General features: G+C 64.9%; 18 protein-coding genes. 3 read left to right on the top strand and 15 right to left on the bottom strand.

Translation table 11 applies throughout. The features are described from left to right. The first annotated feature begins 283 nt into the window (after positions 1-283). A complete protein-coding gene (locus AB7Z56_RS41660) occupies positions 284-1477 on the top strand; it encodes an ABC transporter substrate-binding protein (protein ID WP_063979973.1) in 1194 nt (397 codons plus the stop codon). A 158-nt stretch (positions 1478-1635) separates the two neighbouring features. Here the strand turns inward: AB7Z56_RS41660 and AB7Z56_RS41655 are convergent, their stop codons facing one another. From AB7Z56_RS41655 to AB7Z56_RS41640, 4 genes are read right to left on the bottom strand one after another with little or no spacing between them, the layout of a single operon-like run. Beyond that, positions 1636-2022 (bottom strand): MAPEG family protein, encoded by a 387-nt coding sequence (locus tag AB7Z56_RS41655; protein WP_063979972.1) that lies wholly within the window; start codon positions 2020-2022, stop codon positions 1636-1638. Between the two features lie 27 nt (positions 2023-2049). Beyond that, complete coding sequence (locus tag AB7Z56_RS41650; RefSeq protein WP_063979971.1) at positions 2050-3132, bottom strand: lipocalin-like domain-containing protein; 1083 nt, start codon at positions 3130-3132, stop codon at positions 2050-2052. Further along, positions 3122-5584 (bottom strand): FtsX-like permease family protein, encoded by a 2463-nt coding sequence (locus AB7Z56_RS41645; RefSeq protein WP_063979970.1) that lies wholly within the window; start codon positions 5582-5584, stop codon positions 3122-3124. The genes AB7Z56_RS41650 and AB7Z56_RS41645 overlap by 11 nt, the downstream gene beginning before the upstream one ends. Further along, entirely contained in the window at positions 5581-6234 is a 654-nt protein-coding gene (locus AB7Z56_RS41640) for an ABC transporter ATP-binding protein (RefSeq protein WP_231143709.1), read from the bottom strand. The genes AB7Z56_RS41645 and AB7Z56_RS41640 overlap by 4 nt, the downstream gene beginning before the upstream one ends. A gap of 146 nt (positions 6235-6380) precedes the next feature. Between AB7Z56_RS41640 and AB7Z56_RS41635 the strand changes: the two genes are divergently transcribed. Continuing rightward, the gene (locus tag AB7Z56_RS41635) at positions 6381-7718 is read left to right on the top strand and encodes an MFS transporter (RefSeq protein WP_063979969.1); all 1338 of its coding nucleotides are present in this window, start codon (positions 6381-6383) and stop codon (positions 7716-7718) included. A gap of 189 nt (positions 7719-7907) precedes the next feature. On the opposite strand, the gene AB7Z56_RS41630 is transcribed toward AB7Z56_RS41635, so the two are convergent. From AB7Z56_RS41630 to soxX, 11 genes are all read right to left on the bottom strand, one after another. Next, positions 7908-9623, bottom strand: coding sequence for an N-acyl-D-amino-acid deacylase family protein (locus AB7Z56_RS41630; RefSeq protein ID WP_231143707.1), 1716 nt, complete (start codon positions 9621-9623; stop codon positions 7908-7910). Positions 9624-9811: 188 nt separating this feature from the next. Continuing rightward, the gene (locus tag AB7Z56_RS41625) at positions 9812-11020 is read right to left on the bottom strand and encodes an MFS transporter (protein WP_063979968.1); all 1209 of its coding nucleotides are present in this window, start codon (positions 11018-11020) and stop codon (positions 9812-9814) included. A 282-nt stretch (positions 11021-11302) separates the two neighbouring features. Then, complete coding sequence (locus tag AB7Z56_RS41620) at positions 11303-11470, bottom strand: hypothetical protein (protein ID WP_187387843.1); 168 nt, start codon at positions 11468-11470, stop codon at positions 11303-11305. 81 nt (positions 11471-11551) lie between these two features. Beyond that, complete coding sequence (locus AB7Z56_RS41615) at positions 11552-12589, bottom strand: MBL fold metallo-hydrolase (protein WP_063979967.1); 1038 nt, start codon at positions 12587-12589, stop codon at positions 11552-11554. A gap of 294 nt (positions 12590-12883) precedes the next feature. Further along, the gene (locus tag AB7Z56_RS41610; protein ID WP_063979966.1) at positions 12884-13339 is read right to left on the bottom strand and encodes a DsrE family protein; all 456 of its coding nucleotides are present in this window, start codon (positions 13337-13339) and stop codon (positions 12884-12886) included. Next, positions 13336-15087, bottom strand: coding sequence for a thiosulfohydrolase SoxB (gene soxB / locus AB7Z56_RS41605; protein ID WP_063979965.1), 1752 nt, complete (start codon positions 15085-15087; stop codon positions 13336-13338). Before soxB ends, AB7Z56_RS41610 begins: the two co-directional genes overlap by 4 nt. A gap of 56 nt (positions 15088-15143) precedes the next feature. After that, the gene (locus tag AB7Z56_RS41600) at positions 15144-15449 is read right to left on the bottom strand and encodes a hypothetical protein (RefSeq protein WP_063979964.1); all 306 of its coding nucleotides are present in this window, start codon (positions 15447-15449) and stop codon (positions 15144-15146) included. Beyond that, positions 15446-16309: a sulfur oxidation c-type cytochrome SoxA gene (gene soxA, locus AB7Z56_RS41595; RefSeq protein ID WP_063979963.1), complete on the bottom strand. Its 864-nt coding sequence runs from the start codon at positions 16307-16309 to the stop codon at positions 15446-15448. Before soxA ends, AB7Z56_RS41600 begins: the two co-directional genes overlap by 4 nt. After that, entirely contained in the window at positions 16309-16620 is a 312-nt protein-coding gene (soxZ, locus tag AB7Z56_RS41590; protein WP_063979962.1) for a thiosulfate oxidation carrier complex protein SoxZ, read from the bottom strand. Before soxZ ends, soxA begins: the two co-directional genes overlap by 1 nt. 10 nt (positions 16621-16630) lie before the next feature. After that, positions 16631-17116: a thiosulfate oxidation carrier protein SoxY gene (gene soxY / locus AB7Z56_RS41585; RefSeq protein ID WP_063985941.1), complete on the bottom strand. Its 486-nt coding sequence runs from the start codon at positions 17114-17116 to the stop codon at positions 16631-16633. Positions 17117-17153: 37 nt separating this feature from the next. After that, on the bottom strand, positions 17154-17510 hold the full coding sequence (gene soxX / locus AB7Z56_RS41580) for a sulfur oxidation c-type cytochrome SoxX (protein ID WP_028151969.1): 357 nt from the start codon (positions 17508-17510) through the stop codon (positions 17154-17156). Between the two features lie 246 nt (positions 17511-17756). Between soxX and AB7Z56_RS41575 the strand changes: the two genes are divergently transcribed. After that, positions 17757-18428 (top strand): DUF938 domain-containing protein, encoded by a 672-nt coding sequence (locus tag AB7Z56_RS41575; protein WP_063979961.1) that lies wholly within the window; start codon positions 17757-17759, stop codon positions 18426-18428. Positions 18429-18496 lie beyond the last annotated feature (68 nt).

The following is an 18496-nucleotide window of genomic DNA, read 5'->3' as shown; positions in this document are numbered from 1 at the left end:
GTGGCCACTGGCGTATCCACACCCTCGCTGTCGTCCCCGCGTAAGCGGGGACCCATACCCCCAGGGGGAAATTGCGGCGCGAGACAGGTAACTCCGAGCCTTCGCAAAGCTTCTCCCTGTGGTTATGGGTCCCGGGCTCGCGCTACGCGCGCCCCGGGACGACAGCGGTGGTTGGCGCGCAGAATCCCATACTAACGGCCTACGCCGAAATGGATGGGCAGGCGCGGGGTTCTTCACTAGTATCCGCGCGATTTCAAAACAGAAAACTGCTGGGAGCCAACATATGAAATCAGCACTTTTGGCCGCTGTCGCGACGTCTGCTCTGTTGCTGGCTGCGCCGGCCTTCGCGCAAGGCGTAAAGATCGGCATTCTCAACGATCAGTCCGGCGTCTATGCCGACTACGGCGGCAAATACTCGGTCGAAGCCGCCAAGATGGCGATCGAGGATTTCGGCGGTGAAGTGCTTGGCCAGAAGATCGAGATGGTCACCGCCGATCACCAGAACAAGCCGGATCTCGCCACGTCGATCGCGCGGCGCTGGTACGACGTCGAGAACGTGGACATGATCACGGAGCTGACGACCTCCTCGGTCGCGCTCGCGATCCACGAGCTCTCCAAGGAAAAGAAGAAGATCGACATCGTCGTCGGCGCCGCGACCTCGCGCCTCACCGGCGATGCCTGCCAGCCCTACGGCTTCCACTGGGCCTATGACACCCGTGCGCTCGGCGTCGGCACCGGCGGCGCGCTGACGAAAGCGGGCGGCGACACCTGGTTCTTCCTCACTGCCGACTATGCCTTCGGCTATGCGCTGGAAAAGGACACCAGCGAGATCGTCACCGCCAATGGCGGCAAGGTGGCCGGCTCGGTCCGCGTGCCGCTCAACTCGTCGGACTTCTCCTCCTTCCTGCTCCAGGCGCAGAGCTCGAAGGCGAAGATCGTCGGCCTCGCCAATGCCGGCCTCGACACCACCAACTCGATCAAGCAGGCCGCCGAGTTCGGCATCGTCTCCGGCGGTCAGAAGCTCGCCGGCCTCCTGATGACGCTCGCCGAGGTGAACGGTCTCGGCCTGCAGGCCGCGCAAGGCCTGGTGCTGACCGAGGGCTATTACTGGGACCTCAACGACCGCACCCGCCATTTCGGCGAACGCTTCTTCAAGCGCACCAGCCGGATGCCGAACATGATTCAGGCCGGCACCTATTCGGCGACGCTGAGCTATCTCAAGGCGGTCAAGGCCGCCGGCACCAAGGACCCCGACGCGGTCGCCAAGAAGCTGAAGGAGCTGCCGGTCGACGACGACTTTGCGCAGGGCGGCAAGGTGCTCGAGAACGGCCGCATGGTCCACGACATGTATCTGTTCGAGGTCAAGAAGCCGTCGGAATCGAAGAAGCCGTGGGACTATTACAAGCTGCTCGCAACCGTCCCCGGCGACAAGGCGTTCTTCGCCGCCAAGGACAGCGGCTGCCCGCTGACGAAGTGAGGCTCTCGTGTCCCGGACGCGCTGCAGCGTGAAACGCTGCTGCGCAGAGCCGGAACCCACATTTCTCCATGGGGCGAGACCAGATTGGGTCCCGGTTCAGCGGCGCGGCGTTACACGCTGCACCGCGCCCTGGAGACGGGCGCGCGTGATGCCGCGCCTCACACCATCCGCAACACCACCGCCCCCAATGCCCCCGCCCACAGCGCAATCGCCGCAATGCCCTGGATCGCAAAGCCCGGGCCGCGCTTTGCCGCCGCCTGCGAATAACCGATGAAGTAGACGATGCGGCCGATGATCCAGACCGCGCCGATTCCCGCTGCAATAGCGTCGCCGATATAGATCGCGAACAGCCAGAGCGCCGGCAGGAAGACCGGCATCCATTCCAGCGTGTTCGCCTGGATGCGGAAGGCGCGCTCGAAATCCGGATGGCCCGACATCGCCGGCACCTTGACCCCGGTCTTGGTGCGCGCGCGCGAGACGTTGATGCAGGTGAACATGTAAAATGCGATCGCCAGCAGCGTGACGAGGGCGGTGAGATGATACATCGCAGATCCTTTTGAGGAGGTCGCGCTTCAATAGCCGGTCAGCTCGAGATAGCCAACGCCGTCATGCGTGCCGGCAAAGCTGATCGGCCCTTCCCAATAGGAGAAGCCGGTCCCCATCCAGGCTTTTGGGTTAAGCGGCCTGCAGCCAATCGAGAATGATCGTGAGGGGATCGCGATCTGCCATTCCACCGGCAACTTGCGCCCCGCGATCTCGGCGGTCGCTTTCGGACTCATCTGGATATCGTCACCCGAAATCATCTGTGTGTCACCCGCGGCGCTGATCCAGTTGCCGAACGGATAGTCCTTGCCGTCCTTCTGGCGCAGCCGGTACAGCATCAGCTTGTCGCCGGATGCGAGATGTAGCGACAGCCAGTCCCAGCCGGTCTGGTCGGCATCGAGCGGCTGGCTGCTCCACTCGCGGTCCATCCAGGCCTGGCCCGAGACATCGACGGATTTGTCGTCGATCGTGAGGCTGCCGCGGGCGCGGTAGAACGGCTGGCTGTAATAGTAGGACGCCTGCCCGCGTTCGGACTTGCGGCTGTAGCCGTGATCGCCCTGCAGCACCACGGGACGATCGGCCTCCAGTGTGACCGAATAACTGAAGTCGGTGCCCGAAGCCTTCAGCGTCAGCGGCGCCAACGTGCGATCGTCGGTGCGCTCGGATTCTTTCATCTCCCAATCGTCGATCCACGCCGCAAATGGCTTTGCAGTGACGCCGGCCTGTCCAATGCCGCCGCGCGAAAACACCTCGTTGAAGCGGTGGGTGTCGGCGCGCGTCACCGCCGCATGCGCCATCCAGATCTGCTGATTGGCCCAGCCCTCTCCTTGCGGCCCTGGCCGCGCCGCCTGGCGGAACAGCGTAAATTGCAGGCCGCAAGCCGCTCCGCTGCTATCGACGAGGTTCGCGGTGAGATACCACCATTCGATGCGAAACTCCGGATGCGGGCCGTGATCGGCCGGGAAGCTGAACGTCTTTCCCGGCGTCACCTTCGCAAAGCCGTCGGCGGTCTCGCCGAGCCCGGCATAGCCTTGCGCGCCAGCACGGCGGGCCGCCGCGAGGGCGGCGATGCCGCCGGCGAAGGCGCGCCGCGAAATCTTGTCAGCGCTCATTGGCAAACACCTTGACGAGGCTCGCCGGCTGCATCCGCGCCAGTCGTATCATCGGCAGCAGCGCGGCAAGCAGCGAAGCGATCAGCGCGACCGCGACCAGCTCCACCAGCTGCAGCGGAAACACGTGGAACGGCAGCCGCCAGCCGAACGCCTTCACATTGACGATCGCGATCAGACACCAAGCCACCAGCAATCCGAGCGGCACGGCCAGCAGGGAGGTGAACAGCGCAACCGACAATGTCTTGGTCAGTTCGATCGCGGCAAGGCGCGGCCGGGTGATGCCGATCGCCCACAGCGGCGCGAGCTGCGGCAGGCGGGAATTCGCCAGTGTCAGCAGGCTGGTCAAGAGCGCAATGCCGGCCACGCCGAGCGTGAAGGCATTCAGCGCCGACGTCACCGCAAAGGTGCGGTTGAAGATCCGGATCGATTCCGCCTTCACTGTTGCCTGATCCGCGACGCTGCGGTCGTCGAGCGCGAATTGCTTCTGCAACGCCGCGATCAGGCCGGGGATATTTTCCTTCGCGACGATCAGGCCGATCCGCGTCTGCGGCGTCTGCGGGAAGTGCCGGATCAGCGCCGCGACGTTGACGGCGAGCTGCCCCTTGGGGTTGCCGTAATCGGCATAGATGCCGGCGATGTCGAGCTCCCAGGTGCCGCCGGGCGCCGGCACCTCGATGACATCGCCGACGCGGACGTTGAGGCGGCGGCTCAGCTGCTCGCTGATGAAGGCGGCATTGCCGGGCACGAGCTGGGTCCAGGCGCGCGGCGCGGTCTCCAGCAGTGGCCAACGTTCGCGATAGAGCGCATGATCGGGCAGGCCGAGCAGCTCGACCGGCTGCCCCTGAACCTGCGTATCGGCGCGTCCGCCCGACAGGATCGCCTGCACGTCGCTGCGCTCCTTCAGCCAGCTCCGGATCGCGACGCCTTGCGCATTGTCGGAGGCGCTGATGTAGACGTCGGCGGCAAGCCGCCCGTTGAGCCAGCCGACGAAGGTGCGGCTGAAGGTCTCCACCATGGTGGACACCCCGACATTGACGGCCAGCGCGAGCAGCAGCGCCATCAGGGCCAGCGACAAGCCGGAGAGCTGTTGCCGGCTGTCCGCCCAGAACCACAGGGCCAGCGGCCCCTTCGCCCAGCGCTGGCCCACGAGCAGGATGATCTCGAGGAATGCCGGCAGGATCAGCGCCGCGCCGAACATCAATGCGGCCAGCACGCCGAATCCCGCAATCAGCGATTGCCCGTAGTGCAGCAGCAACAGCGCGACCGCAAACACGGCGCAGGCCGCGCCGCTCTGCAGGATCAGCCAGCGGCGCTGCCGCTGCTGCCAGGCGTACGGCTGCGCAGTCGCCAGCACCGGCATCCTGACCGCCTTGATCAGGCTGGTCGCGGCGGCCACGAGTGCACCCGCGATGCTGATGCCGATACCGGCGAGCCACCATTCGGAGCGCAGTGTGAGCTGTCCCGGGATCTGCGCGCCATACAGCCCGCGCAGCGACGCCGCGACGTCGGGCAACAGCGCAGCCGCGATGAAATAGCCGCAGACGAGCCCGATCAATCCTGCGACCAGCGCCAGCGCCACCAGCTCGACCACCAGCACCGTGTTGACCAGCCGCGCCGAGGCACCGCAGGCCCGCAACGTGCGCAGCATCGGCAGCCGCTGCTCGAAGGCGAGGCCGACGGCGGAGTTGACGATGAAGAGGCCGACGAAGAACGACAGCAGGCCGAAGGCGGTCAGGTTGAGATGAAAGCTGTCGGTGAGGCGCTCCAGCTCCGTCTCCGCATTCGGCTCGACCCGCTGCAACTTCTCGCCGACGATACTGGCCAGCGGCGCCGGCTTGCCCCTCGGCTTGCCGATCAAAAGCCACGACACCTGGCCCGGCTTGTTCAGGAGCCGCTGCGCGACGCCGATGTCGACGACGAGTACGCCGGACACGAGCTGCGGCAGCACGCGCAGCGGCGGCAATTTTGCGCCGTTGCTGATCGGCGGTGCCGCGCCTTCCTGTTCCTGCAGATCGCTCAGCGTCTCCCGCGCCACCAATGTCTGGCCGGGCGGCGCAACAAAACTGCTCAAATCCGAGGCGCCGAGGCGTGGCGCATTGCCGACGTCGGCCGGCATCGTGACCGGCTCGATGCCGAGCAGCCGCACCGAGCGCCCGTTGACCTGGACGCGGCCTTCCAGCACCGGCGAGACCGGCCAGCCCGCGCGGCGAAGTTTTATGAACAGCTCTTGCGAGAAGGTCGCGGCATCAGGCGCCACCAGCATCGCCGTGCGCACGCCGCCGAACGTCGCCGCCGCGCGGTCATAGGCATTGCGGGCCTGCTGGTTGATCGCCTGCACGCCGCTCCACAGTGCGGTCGCCGCGATCAGCCCGATCAGGAGCGTCGCGAACTGCATCTTGTGCCGTCGCCAGTGGCTCAGCAGCACCGCGAGGACCCACAGCGCGCGCCTCATGCGATCCGCCCCGCATGCAAGGTGACGTGGCGGTCAAGCGTGCCGGCGAGATGCAGGCTGTGTGTCACCATCAGGAAGCCGCAGCCGGTGCGGGTGACGAGATCGCGCGTCAGCGCCAGCACGTCGTCGGCGGTATCCTCGTCGAGATTGCCGGTCGGCTCGTCCGCGAGCAGCAGTGAGGGCTTTGTCGCCAGCGCCCGGCCGATCGCGACCCGCTGCTGCTGGCCGCCTGATAATTGCTCTGGATAACGCTTGAGCAGATTGCCGAGCCCGAGCCGCTCGATCAGCTCCTTTGACCATGCCGCATCGTGACGGCCGGCGATCCGCGCCTGGAAGGCGAGATTGTCGGCGACCGACAGGCTCGGGATCAGATTGTACTGCTGAAAAACCAGGCCGATCCGGTCGCGCCGCAGCTCGGCCCGGCCCGCGTCCGAGAGCTTGGTGACCTCGGTGTCCTCCAGGCGAATTGTGCCGTCGTCGGCGGCATCCAGACCCGCGATCAAGTGCAACAGCGTGCTCTTGCCGCTGCCGGACTCGCCGGTCAGCGCGACGCGCTCGCCGGCCTTGAGGTCGAGGTCGACGCCACGCAGCACATGGACCGGCTCGCCGGCCGAGGAGAAGGTCTTTGAGAGGTTTCGGATGCTCAGCAAGGTCAATGCGCCGGACGGAATTAACTCAATGCTGCGTAGCACACTTGCCGTGGAAATGCCGGGGTTGCGTTGGCCTTGAAGCCGTTGTTAGCTCCCAAAACGGCCAAATCAAAAACGTGCCGACAAAAAGACATACGGGGAGATTGATGAGCGCTCAGGGAACGCCCGACGTTGCGGGCAGGACGGCAGGGGAAACCAAGGCAACGCCGAAGGGCGCCTGGACCGTCACTTTTCTCCTCTTTCTCTTCATGGTGGTGAACTTCGCGGACAAGATCGTCGTCGGTCTCGCCGGCGTGCCGATCATGACCGACCTGAAGCTCGATGCCGAGCAATTCGGCCTGCTCGGCTCCTCGTTCTTCTTCCTGTTCTCGATCTCGGCCATCGTGGTCGGCTTCATCGTCAACAAGGTGCCGACGCGCTGGGTGCTGCTGACGCTGGCGGTGATCTGGGCGCTGGCGCAGTTCCCGATGGTGGGCACCGTCTCGTTCACCACGCTCCTGATCTGCCGCATCGTGCTGGGCGCTGGCGAAGGACCTGCCTTCTCGGTCGCAGCCCACGCCATCTACAAATGGTTCCCCGACGAGAAGCGCACGTTGCCGACCGCGATCCTGTCGCAAGGCTCGGCCTTCGGCGTCATCCTGGCCGTGCCGGCGTTGAACTGGGTCATCGTCAATCACTCCTGGCACTACGCCTTCGGCGCGCTTGGCGTCGTCGGCCTGCTCTGGGTCTGCGCCTGGCTGACGTTCGGCAAGGAAGGCCCGCTCGAGGATACGCAGGTTCTCGCCGTCACCGAGCCGAAAATCCCTTATGTGCAGCTGCTGACCTCGCGCACCTTCCTCGGCTGCGTGATCGCGACCTTCGGGGCCTATTGGGCGCTGTCGCTCGGCCTCACCTGGTTCACGCCCTTCATCGTCAAGGGCCTGGGCTTCTCGCAGAGCCAGGCCGGCTACGTCTCGATCCTGCCCTGGGTGTTCGGCGCGACCGTCGTCATCCTCACGGGGTGGGTCTCGCAGGTGATGATGGCGCGCGGCTACACGACGCGCATCTCGCGCGGCGTGCTCGGCTCGGTGCCGCTGATCATCGGCGGCCTGATCCTGGCGATGATGGCGCATGTGCAGGGTGCTGGCCTGCAGATCGCGCTGCTCGTCGTCGGCTCCGGCTTGTGCGGGGCGATCTACGTCGTCTGCCCGCCGATGCTCGGCGAGTTCACCCCGGCCTCGCAGCGCGGCGCGGTCATCGCGATCTACGGCGCGCTGTACACGCTGTCGGGCATCATCGCGCCGAACGTGATGGGCACCGTGATCCAGCGCGCCGGCAACATGGTTGACGGCTACCTGACCGGCTTCACCATCAACGCGGTGGTCATGGTCGGCTCCGGCGTCATCGGTCTGATGCTGCTCTGGCCGAACACGGAAAAGGCCAGGCTGACCCGCGGTGCGGCCCCGCAGGCCGCGGCGCTGAAGGGCGCGGTGTCGCCGACGTAAGGGGCGCGCTTTCTTACCCTCCCCTGGAGGGGGAGGGTCGATCGCGCGCAGCGCGAGCGGGGTGGGGTGATCCCTCCGCTCGGGCACTATTGGATGTGGAGAGACTGTCACCCCACCCCGCTACACATTCCGCTTCGCTACATGCGTAGCGACCCTCCCCCTCCAGGGGAGGGTAAGCGGCAAGCTCGCTTAATTCACCCCCTGCGCACCCCGGATCAACTTCCCCGGTCGCCTGCCGGTGGCCTCACCGTGCCGCCGCGTCACCACGCCCGACACGATCGTCGCGTCATAGCCGTCGACATCCTGCAACAGTCGCCGCCCGCCGACCGGCAGATCGTAATGCACCTTCGGCGGATGCAGATGCAGCCGGTCGTAGTCGATCACATTGACATCGGCCTTATAGCCGGGAGCAATGAGCCCGCGATCGGTGAGGCCGACCGAGAGCGCGGTCTTGCGTGACTGCGCGGCGACCACGAAGGGGATCGTAAGCTTCTCGCCGCGCGTGCGGTCGCGGGTCCAGTGCGTCAGCAGATAGGTCGGGAAGCTCGCGTCGCAGATGATGCCGCAATGCGCGCCGCCGTCGGAGAGGCCCGGCACCGATTGCGGATCGATCAGCATCTCGCGTGTCGCGTCGAGATTGCCGTCGGCATAGTTGAGGAAGGGCACGTAGAGCATGCCCTTGCCCTCATCCGACAGCATCGCATCGTAGGCGAGCTCTTCCGGCTGGCGGCCCTGCTTGCGCGCCTGCGGGCCCAGCGCGTTCTCCGGCGGCTGCTCGTAATCGGGGGGATCGCCGAGCAGGAACATCTTGTCGTAGTTGGGCCGGAAGAACAGCGGATCGTCGGTCGCGGTCGCCGTCTCGCTCAGGATCGCGTTGCGTACGTCCGGCTGATGCAGCCGCGCCAGGCGCTCCCTGAGCGGCAGATGCGCGATCGCCTTGTAGCTCGGATGGGTCTGAAATGGATTGCGCGACAGCTCCAGCCCAAGCAGCAGGCCGACCGGGCGCGCCGCGATCTGCGCGGTGATGGAAAGGCCGCGTTGTGCGGCCGCATTGATCTCGTCCAGCGTCTGGCGCCAGCGGTTTGGCGCCTTGTCGTTCTGCGTGATCGAGAACGAGATCGGGCATTTGGTGGCATCCGCCACCCGCAGCATCATCGGCAGATCCTCGTGGAGGGTGGAGAGGTCGAGCACGAATTGCAGCACGCTGCGGCCCTGGCTGTGCATCGCGCCGGCAATCGCGGTGAGCTCGTCCTCGCCGGCCTTGAGCGTCGGCGTGAAATCGCCGGTCGAGGTGCGGTGGTTGAGCGTGCGCGAGGTCGAGAAGCCCAGCGCGCCCGAGCGCACCGCCTCGCCCGCGAGCTTCGCCATCGCCGCATTGTCCTCGGCCGTTGAGGGATCGCGGCGCGCGCCGCGTTCGCCCATGACGTAGACGCGCAGCGCGGCATGCGGCAGCTGCGCGCCGACATCGATGTCGAAATCGCGCTTCGACAGCCAGTTCATGTAGTCCGGAAAGCTCTCCCACGCCCAGGGAATGCCGGCGCTCAGCACCGGCTCGGGAATATCCTCGACCCCCTCCATGAGCTGGATCAGACGGGTGTGGTCGGCGGGCTTGCACGGCGCGAAGCCGACACCGCAATTGCCCATGATCGCGGTGGTGACGCCGTTCTGCGACGACGGCGTGATGTCCTGGCTCCAGGTGACCTGGCCGTCATAATGAGTGTGCACGTCGACGAAGCCCGGCGTGACGAGCTTGCCGCGCGCGTCGATCTCTTCCTGTCCCTTCGCGGAGATCTTCCCGACCTCGGTGATCTTGCCGGCAGTGATGGCGACATCCGCCTCGAACAATTCGCCGCCGCTTCCATCCGCGACGGTGCCGCCGCGGATCACGAGATCAGGGGTGCTCATGATGTTTCTTCCCGTTTTGTTGTTTTACGTTTTTCTATTCGTCGTCCCGGACAAGCGAAGCGCAGATCCGGGATCCATAACCACAGGGAGCAGTGTTGCGAAGACTCGGAGTGACCAGTCTCTTGCCGCAATGTCTCCCTGGGGTTATGGGTCTCTGCGTTCACAGGGACGACAGTTGAATTTGTGGCTTAAGCCTTGGCTTGCGGCTTCCGCTCCGTGAACGGCGACAGCACCACGGTTGCGACCATGAAGATCACGGACGCCCCGAACACCCAGTGCGGCGCGCTCTGGTCCATGATCCAGCCGAACAGCAGCGGGCTGACGATGCCGCCGAGATTAAAGCCGGTGGAGACGATGCCGAAGGCGCGACCCGCGGCGCCAGGAGGCGCGGCGTTGCGCACTAGCATGTCCCGCGACGGCGCGATCACGCCGGAGAGGAAGCCCGCAGTCGCCATCGTGACGGTCAAAGCCCAGCCCGGCAGTGTCACCAGCGCGATCAGCAGCACGATCAGCGCATTTGCGGCAAAGCAGGCGGCTGCGACATAGCCATGGCGCTCGGTGTAATCAGCGAGGAAGCCGCCCGCGAGCACGCCCACAGCGCTGGAGCCGAGAAACGCCGTCAGCGCGACGTTGGCGGCGGAGTAGGACGCGCCGTAGCCGCTCATCAGCGCCACCACGCCGAAATTGTTGATGCCGGCGACCGACAGGCTGAGCAGCATGAACAGCGCGGTGAGCGTGATCAGCGCCGGCGTGATGACGGCCTGCTTGGGCAGGTTCGCGTTGCCCGGCTTGGTCTTGTGCGCGCCGGCATCGGGAATGTTCATGACGATCAGCAGCAGGGCCACCAGCACGGCGATCGCGCCCGACGCGATCAGCGCACCCGTGCCGCCGGAGACGGTGACGAGCGCCGCGACGATCGCCGGCGCCACGGCGCCGCCGAGATAGCCGGCAAAGGTGTGGACCGAGAAGGCACGGCCCATCCGCGCCTCATCCATATGCTCGGCCAGGATGGCGTAGTCAGCGGGGTGGTAGACGCTGTTGGCAAGACCCAGCAGTACCGCGCAGGCAATCAGCGAGGCATAGCTGAGGTGCAGGCCGAGCAGGATCAGCGTGAAGCCGCCGAGCGCGAGCCCGCCCAGCAGAATCTTGCGCGCGCCAAAATGGTCGACGAGATAGCCGGTCGGCGCCTGCGTCAGGCCGGATACGACCGCCGAGACGGTGAGCGCGAAGCCGAGCTCGATATAGCCGACGCCGAGCTGGCTCTTCAGGAACGGAAACAGCATCGGCAGGACCAGCAGATGGAAATGGCTGACCCAATGCGCGATCGAAATCCCGGTCAGCGTGCGCAGCGCGCTGTCCGCCTTGCCTTGTTGCGGTGCGGCGAGAACGTCGACCATTGCAGTTCCGTTTCACGTCCTTAAGCGGACGCGCAAACTATCGGGCAGAGCCGTTATTTGTCCATGAACGCGGGCGCATGGCAGGTAGCGCGGGTGGGGGAAGTGAGGGGCGTTAGGGCGCCTCCACGCACCCATAACCCAGGGAGCAGTTTGGCGGAGGATCGCTGCTCTGTACTGTGACCTGTCACAGTCGAGATATCACGCGGTATGGGTCCCTGCGTTCGCAGGGACGACAGCGGGGTGTGGGCAGCGCTAGCACGCGATCAAAATCCGCGGCCGCCCTCACAACGGCTCGTCATCCGAACCGTAGCGGTCGCGTTTCGGCGTCGCGATGTCGCCGTCGTCGTAATCGTCGTCGTCGAGCGGAGGCGAGGGCTTCTTCGCCCTGTCGTCCGCTTGCTTGTTATCAACGACTTTGGGCGGCTTGCGCGGCTTGGCGGTCTTGGCCATGGGTGATCCCGGATGGTGATGCGTCATCCGCTTCTACCCCAAAAATATGTGCGGTTCCTGACTTACCGCAAGAAAGGGGCGTCAGTGCACCACAGGCCCGCCCGCCTTCTTCCAGGCATCGATGCCGCCGGCGATGTGGGCAGTGTTGGAAAGGCCGGCTTCCTTGGCGGCGGCGACAGCCATCGCCGAGCGTTCGCCGAAGGCGCAGAAGAACACGACGCGGCGGCCGGTGGCGGCCGCGACCTCGCGCAGCATGCCGCCGGGCTTCAGGCTGTCTTCAACGGACGGGTAGGGCGTATGCAGCGCGCCTTCGAGCATGCCGTGCTTCATCCGCTCATTGGTCTCGCGCAGATCGACCAGCAGGATATCGGGACGGCCAAGCGAGCGGATCGCCTCGACGGCGCTGACCGCGCGGCCCTCTTTCTCCAGCTCCTCCTGATGCAGGCCGACATGCATGTTGGCGGGCACCGCGACGTCCATCATCTTCGGATTGGGCAGCTTCAGGTTCGCCATCAACTCGATATATTCGTCGACCGAACGCACCTGGAGCCGCGGATTGTAGCGCTTCTCCTCGCCGATGGTGGAGACGGTGTCGCCCTTGTAGTCATGCGCCGGGAACACCATCGTCTCGTCCGGCAGCTTGAGCAGGCGATTGAAGATCGAATCGTATTGCGCGCGCGACGAGCCGTTCTGAAAATCGGTGCGGCCGGTGCCGCGGATCAGAAGCGTGTCGCCGGTGAAGACGCGGTCGCCCATCAGATAGGAGTAGGAATCGTCGGTGTGGCCGGGCGTATACATCACGTCGAGCGACAGGCCCTCGATCGTCACCTTGTCGCCGTCGGCGACCCGCATCGCCACAACGTCGGCCTTGGTCTGGTCGCCCATCACGGTCATGCAATGGGTGCGGTCGCGCAGTTCGCCGAGGCCGGTGACGTGATCGGCATGCAGATGGGTGTCGACGGCTTTCACCAGCTTGAGGTCGAGCTCGCGCAGCAGCCGGCAGTAGCGATCGACCTTCTCAAGCACGGGATCGAGGATCAACGCCTCGCCGCCGGGGCGGCTGGCGAGGACATAGCTGTAGGTGCCCGAAACGCTGTCGAAGAGCTGGCGAAAGATCATGGCAAGACCCGGCGTGGAACTGGTTTCGAGGATTCTACTACGCCAGAGGCTGGAAAGAGAAGCAATTCACTGTATAGAGAGTGAAATTTAGAAAATTATTATTCTGCGTGATGGGGTGGGGGGCGGTTTTGCCGTAGGTCCTTGCCCCACCACCGCTGTCATCGCCCGCGAAGGCGGGCGATCCAGTATTCCAGAAGCCGTGGTGGGATACGGAGGGCCCGCGGCGTACTGGATTCCCCGCTTTCGCGGGGAATGACACCGAGGGTGGCGCGGCGCCGTGCCCCGACAAAAAGGTCAGGGCCGCACCACCGTGTACCCATTCTCCGCCAGGAACAGGATCTGCCCGACGCCCACCTGCACCGGCGTCGCAGTCGGAATGAACTCCGGCCGTCTTCCGGTCTCCCGCTCGATCGTGTCGACCGTGTTGAGGCAGATATCGAAGCGCACGCCCTGCACGATCAGGCTTTCGACCTGCTTGCGGCGCTCGCTGCCGGTGAACAGGAGATCAATGCCGGGACCGAACGCCACCACCTCGATCGCGACCTTGTCCGGATCGTAGGCCTTCAGGAGATTGTTGGCGACGCTCAGCACCAGCGCGTGCTTCTTCGCATCGCCGTCGGAGAGCTGAAGCACGATCTTGTGCTCGGCGAACGGCTTGTCCTGGAGCGGCACTTGCTGTGCCGAGGCCCATGGCGTGGCGAAGGCGAGCGCCGCCAGCAGCATCGCGCAGCAGATTTGCGATCGCATCATCCCTGTCCTGCAATGCCTGGATTGCCCTCGACGCCCTTCAGCGTCACGCCGGAGCCGAGCCGCTCCTGAAACATCCGGCCCGAGCGCAGATATTTGGCGACGACATCCCACACCGGTGCGCCCTGCTGGCCGTTGACCGAGGCCCAGCCCGCGACCTTGTAGCGGTTGCTCGCGCTGAGCGCCTTGCCGCCATTGAGCTTCAGTTCGGAGATGCGGCTGCCGATCGCAGCTGTCGGCGTGCAGGTGTAGCTGAGCCCGCCGGCGCGCACCATGTCGCCGCCCTGCTGGTAATAGGGATCGGGGTTGAAGAGGTTGTCGCAGATGTCTTCCAGCACTTCCTTGATCTGGGCGCCGGTCATCTCCTGCACATAGGTCTCGGGATAGGTGATCGCGGTTTCCGCGAGCACATCCTCCATGGTCAGCGGCTGGCCGGACAGTGCGGTGACGCCCCAGCGGAAGCCCGGCGACAGCGCGATCTCGGCATCGAGTTCGCTGCGCAGCGCGGTGCAGATCAGCTCGTCGACGGGGCCGGCGAAATTGTCGCGGCGATAGAGCAGGCGGTCGGGCGTTGCGATCTTCTCCGACCAGTCGGTCACATGCGGCGCACGCACCCGGCCGATCAGCTCGGCCATGCCGGGGTCGGGCTTCAGCAGCTCGGAATAGACCGGCAGCAGATGGTACCTGACATCGCCGACCTTGCCCTTGTCGAGCGCGAGATCGAGGACGCCCAGAAATTTTCCGTTGGAGCCGGCATTGGTGACGAGCGTCGTGCCGCTCGCGTTCTTCACCGCGATGGGCTGCGGGATCGCATCATGGGTATGGCCGCCGAGGATGACGTCGATGCCGGTGATGCGGCTCGCGAGCTTGAGATCGACGTCCATGCCGTTGTGCGACAGCAGGACGACCGCATCGACCTTCTCGGTGCCGCGCAAGGCATCGACATGCTTCTGCAACTCCTCCTCGCGGATGCCAAAAGTCCAGTCCGGCGTGAACCGCTTGGGATGCGCGATCGGCACATAGGGGAAGGCCTGGCCGATGATCGCAACACGATGGCCGCCGAGCTCCTTGATCATCGAAGGCTTGAACACGCGCCCGCTCGCCTTGTCGAAGGCGGGGGCGTCGTTGAACGCGGCCTCCTCGGTCAGGAAGACGTTCTGCGCCAGAAACTCGCCCTTGAAGCGCTCGAGATTGTCGCGCAGCGCCTGCTCGCCATAGGTGAATTCCCAGTGCCCGGTCATCGCCTCGATGCCGAGCAGATTGGCGACCTCGACCATGTCGCGGCCCTGCATGATGTTGGCAAGACCCGTGCCCTGCCAGAGGTCGCCGCCGTCGACGAGCACGGAGTGCTTTTCGCCGGCATCGCCGCGCAAGCGATCGATCAGTGTCTTCAGATGCGCGAAGCCGCCGAGCTTGCCGAAGCGGCCTGCGGACTTCTCGAACTCGAAGCAGCTGAAAGCATAGGCATCGGCGCTGTCGGAGCGGATCCCGAACCGTTCGAGGAAAGCGCGGCCAACCAGATGCGGCGGCCGTCCTGCCATCTCCCCGATGCCGATATTGACGCTGGGCTCGCGGACATAGACCGGGTTGAGCTGCGCATGCGTGTCGGTGGTGTGTAGGATGCGCGCATTGCCGAACCGCTCAAGGTCGTAAATGCTCGCGGTCTCGGCGCCGCGCGCGAGCCGCGGCAGGCTGAGCGATGTGGCGACAGCAGCGGTGCTCTTCAGGAAATCGCGGCGGCGGATGGCCATCCAGAAATTCTCCGCGCCTCTCAACGGCAATTCGACGGTTCCACGAGATTTTTAGTCTAGCGGATTTCCATCGCCTTCCACGCCTCTTTTTCTGACGTCGCCTGGAAGATCGAGGCCTTCGCCAGCGCCTCGGCCTCCTTCGAAGCGGCAACCGCGCGGTCGAAATCGCCGCCGTCGGCCGCCTTCTTGGCTGCCGCCAGCGCTGATACGGTCACGGTCCACTGGTTGCGCATGCCGGCTGCCTCCTTGGAGGCGGCCTCCGCAGCGGCATAGGCCGCCTTGTAGTCTGCCTCGTCTGCCGCGCGCGCTGCTGGCGCGAGGCTCAATGCGAGCAACATGGCGAGAGGAAGTGACAGCTTCATGGCCGCGCTCCCGGCCCTGAAATCGGCAGGCCGTTGGCGACGTAGGACAGGAAATATTCGACGTCGCGATATTCATCGGCCTGCGGCTCCAGCGGAACCGCGCGGGTCTGGCTGTTGCAGGTGACGAAGCGGCGGCTGGTGGTACCCATGCCGCTCCATTCGGAGCGGTAGATCGGCATCGCGTTCAGAATGCCGAGTGCCGGCGCCAGGATCTCGGCGCGGATGCGCTCGCCCGGGCTCTGCACATGGCAGCTCGCGCAGGAGAAATTCATCTGGCCGCGGCGCGTGTAGAAGTAGCGCTTGCCGTTCTCGTACGCGGCGAGCGCGCGCGGGTCGTCGGGAATCTTGATGTCCATCGGCTTGCCGCGCGAGGTGAACGCCATGTAGGCGGTGAGCGAAGCCATCTCGTCCTTGACGTAGGAGTAGGGCGCCTCGCCATTGGCCTCGCGGCAGCGGTTGAGCGCGAGCTCCAGCGTGACGACCTTGCCTTCCCCAGTGTCGAAGTAAGGATAGTTCTGGCGGATGCCGATGCCGCCGTTCGGGAAGCAGTCGGCATAGGTCTTGCCGTTCTTGAACGGGGTCGCGAACATCTCCTTGCCGGCGTCGAGCGCGAACTCGTAGGGCGCAAATTCCTCCTTCTCCTGCCACTGCCGCTTCATGTCCTCGTTCATCGAATAAGGACCGTTGACGAAATCGTCGTGCTTCACGGTCGGAAACTTCTGGAAGAAGAAGTTCTGGAACGCTTTCGCATCGGCAACGGGATCGACCTTGTCGGCCGCGATCACGCGCGGAGAGGTGAGGGCGAACGCGACCAGCGCGGCGCTCAACGAACCAAGCAGGAGATAGAAGCGGACATTCATCACGAAATCTTCGCGGTGGTCGTGTCCGACCCGCCCTTGTTGTCGGTCCAGGAGACCTTGAGGTCGTCGCCCTTCTTGGCGCCCTTGAAGCTGAACTTGACGTAGGGGTCCTTCGAGACCGCGGTGCCCCAATCGGCGACGAAGACATCCTTGCCGTTACATTCGAACTTCAGTCGCTGGATGAAGTGCGCCGGAATCACCTCGCCCTTGGAGTCCTTGACCAGGCCGGTGTCCATGGGGTGCTGGATCAGTACCTGCACCTCGGTGATGTCGCCGTTGGCGGTGGCGCGGACGCGAATGCTGGATGCCATCTAAATTCTCCTAACCGCCGCAGCCGCCGACTGTGACTTTGACTTCCTTCGTCGCGCTGTAGAGCTTGCCGTCGGCTTCCACGATCGCTGTCACGTTGGTGGTCTTGGCCATCTTCAGGCGGTTGGCGACAGCAGGGATCGTGCCATCGGGAATCTTGTAGCTCGCCGCGAGCGCGCTCGGATTCTCGGCCACGAAGAACGAGATCGAGGTGACCTTGTCGAGCGTCGTCGTCACCGAGATCGGCACCACGCCGCCGTTCTCGGCGATCTCGGGCGCGTCGAGCTTGACCTTGTCGGACGGCTCGGCGGTCTTGCCGTAGAGCGCCTTGATCGCGTCCGCCTCGCTCTTCTGCTTGAACGCTTCTTCCGGGTATTTGTCGTTGGCCGCCGCACGCGCGGGCGCGAACGGCAGGTTGCCGAGGCCGAGCAGCGCGACGCCGGCTGCGCCCTGAAGGATCAGGCGCCGCGTCGGATGAGGGCCGGTGGTGATGGTCATCTCGAATCTCCTGGACATTCTCTTGGCGTGCCGGCGGTCACAGGGTCTGGAGGAAATCAACGATCGCGCTGATCTCCTGCTCGGTCAAAATCCGGTTCCGGCCGAACGGCGGCATCATGGTCTGCGGATTGCGCTTGGTCTCGTCGAAGATGATCGCGACCAGCTCGTTGCGATCAGGGTATTTTGACTTGATGTCCTTGAGCTCCGGTCCGATCGTGCCCGGCAGGTCGCCGCCCTTGATGACGTGGCAGGTCAGGCAATTGCCCTTGCCGCGGTCGAAGGCGAGCTTCTGGCCATCGGCCACGGCGGATTGCGCCCGCGCGGGGCCTGCGGCAAGCCCGGCGGCGATCGCCAGCAGGACGTAAAGGACGGGCGTCCGTGGAAAGGCGGTCAAGGCGTCATTCCGAGGCGTTATGTCGATGATCTCGTTCGCGGAAATATAGTGTTCCAAAGCACAAAGGGCATCGGCTGACAATCAAGACTATGCGCGCGGCAAAATGGAGTTAATATCTTCCGCATTGCAACTAAAGAGCTTATTTGTCCGGCGGATTCGGGCCAGGGGTGCTGGCCGGCTGTTTTCGGGGCGTTTGGGCGCCCATCGTGTTTTTTTCCCGTTCTCGTTTTTTCAAGGGGACCTCAATTGGCTGAATATGTCGTCGAATTTGGCAGGGACGGCGGACGGGTGGAGTCGGATGGGCGGCTCGATGCACCGGCATTTCATCGCAATCACGAGCCGCTCTGGGCGGCGCTGGAAAAGCATCTCGCAGGCCTGACCGGCAATGTCGTCGAGCTCGGCAGCGGAACCGGCCAGCACGTGGTCCATTTCGCGCAGCACACGCCCGGCCTGATCTGGTGGCCGAGCGACCTCAACCAGCGCCACCTCAAGAGCATCGAGGCCTGGCGCGTTCATTCGGGCCTGCAAAACATCCGCTCGCCGCTGCGGATCGATCTCACCGACCCCGACTGGTGTCCGGAGATGCGAAGCGGGCAGGGCCCGACGAGCCTGGCCGCATTGTTCTGCGCCAACGTGATCCACATCGCACCATGGAGCGTGGCCGAGGGCCTGTTCGCCGGTGCCGGCCGTTACTTGCGGGCCGACGGCAAGCTGTTCCTCTACGGTCCGTTCAAGCGCGACGGCAAGCACACCGCGCTCAGCAACGCCGTGTTCGACACCTCCTTGCGCGAAGGCAATCCCGAATGGGGCGTGCGTGATATCAGCGACGTCGAGACGCTCGCCCGCGGAGCGGGGCTGAGCCTCGTCGATACGATCGAGATGCCGGCGAACAATCTGACGCTGGTGTTTTCGCGCTAAGCCACGAAGGCGGTGCGCTCCCTCCCCCGCAAGGGGGGAGGGAATGAGAGAGCAGTGGCCGCCTCACG

Origin of the sequence: Bradyrhizobium sp. 482_C4_N1_8 (assembly GCF_052075965.1) — a bacterium.
GTDB lineage: Bacteria > Pseudomonadota > Alphaproteobacteria > Rhizobiales > Xanthobacteraceae > Bradyrhizobium > Bradyrhizobium barranii.
This window is presented reverse-complemented; position numbering and strand designations above follow the sequence as displayed.

Coding starts and splice junctions, on each gene's coding strand:
- AB7Z56_RS41660 (WP_063979973.1), top strand. CDS start 284: ATGAAATCAGCACTTTTGGCCGCTGTCGCGACGTCTGCTCTGTTGCTG.
- AB7Z56_RS41655 (WP_063979972.1), bottom strand. CDS start 2,022: ATGTATCATCTCACCGCCCTCGTCACGCTGCTGGCGATCGCATTTTAC.
- AB7Z56_RS41650 (WP_063979971.1), bottom strand. CDS start 3,132: ATGAGCGCTGACAAGATTTCGCGGCGCGCCTTCGCCGGCGGCATCGCC.
- AB7Z56_RS41645 (WP_063979970.1), bottom strand. CDS start 5,584: ATGAGGCGCGCGCTGTGGGTCCTCGCGGTGCTGCTGAGCCACTGGCGA.
- AB7Z56_RS41635 (WP_063979969.1), top strand. CDS start 6,381: ATGAGCGCTCAGGGAACGCCCGACGTTGCGGGCAGGACGGCAGGGGAA.
- AB7Z56_RS41630 (WP_231143707.1), bottom strand. CDS start 9,623: ATGAGCACCCCTGATCTCGTGATCCGCGGCGGCACCGTCGCGGATGGA.
- AB7Z56_RS41625 (WP_063979968.1), bottom strand. CDS start 11,020: ATGGTCGACGTTCTCGCCGCACCGCAACAAGGCAAGGCGGACAGCGCG.
- AB7Z56_RS41620 (WP_187387843.1), bottom strand. CDS start 11,470: ATGGCCAAGACCGCCAAGCCGCGCAAGCCGCCCAAAGTCGTTGATAAC.
- AB7Z56_RS41615 (WP_063979967.1), bottom strand. CDS start 12,589: ATGATCTTTCGCCAGCTCTTCGACAGCGTTTCGGGCACCTACAGCTAT.
- AB7Z56_RS41610 (WP_063979966.1), bottom strand. CDS start 13,339: ATGATGCGATCGCAAATCTGCTGCGCGATGCTGCTGGCGGCGCTCGCC.
- soxB (WP_063979965.1), bottom strand. CDS start 15,087: ATGGCCATCCGCCGCCGCGATTTCCTGAAGAGCACCGCTGCTGTCGCC.
- AB7Z56_RS41600 (WP_063979964.1), bottom strand. CDS start 15,449: ATGAAGCTGTCACTTCCTCTCGCCATGTTGCTCGCATTGAGCCTCGCG.
- soxA (WP_063979963.1), bottom strand. CDS start 16,309: ATGAATGTCCGCTTCTATCTCCTGCTTGGTTCGTTGAGCGCCGCGCTG.
- soxZ (WP_063979962.1), bottom strand. CDS start 16,620: ATGGCATCCAGCATTCGCGTCCGCGCCACCGCCAACGGCGACATCACC.
- soxY (WP_063985941.1), bottom strand. CDS start 17,116: ATGACCATCACCACCGGCCCTCATCCGACGCGGCGCCTGATCCTTCAG.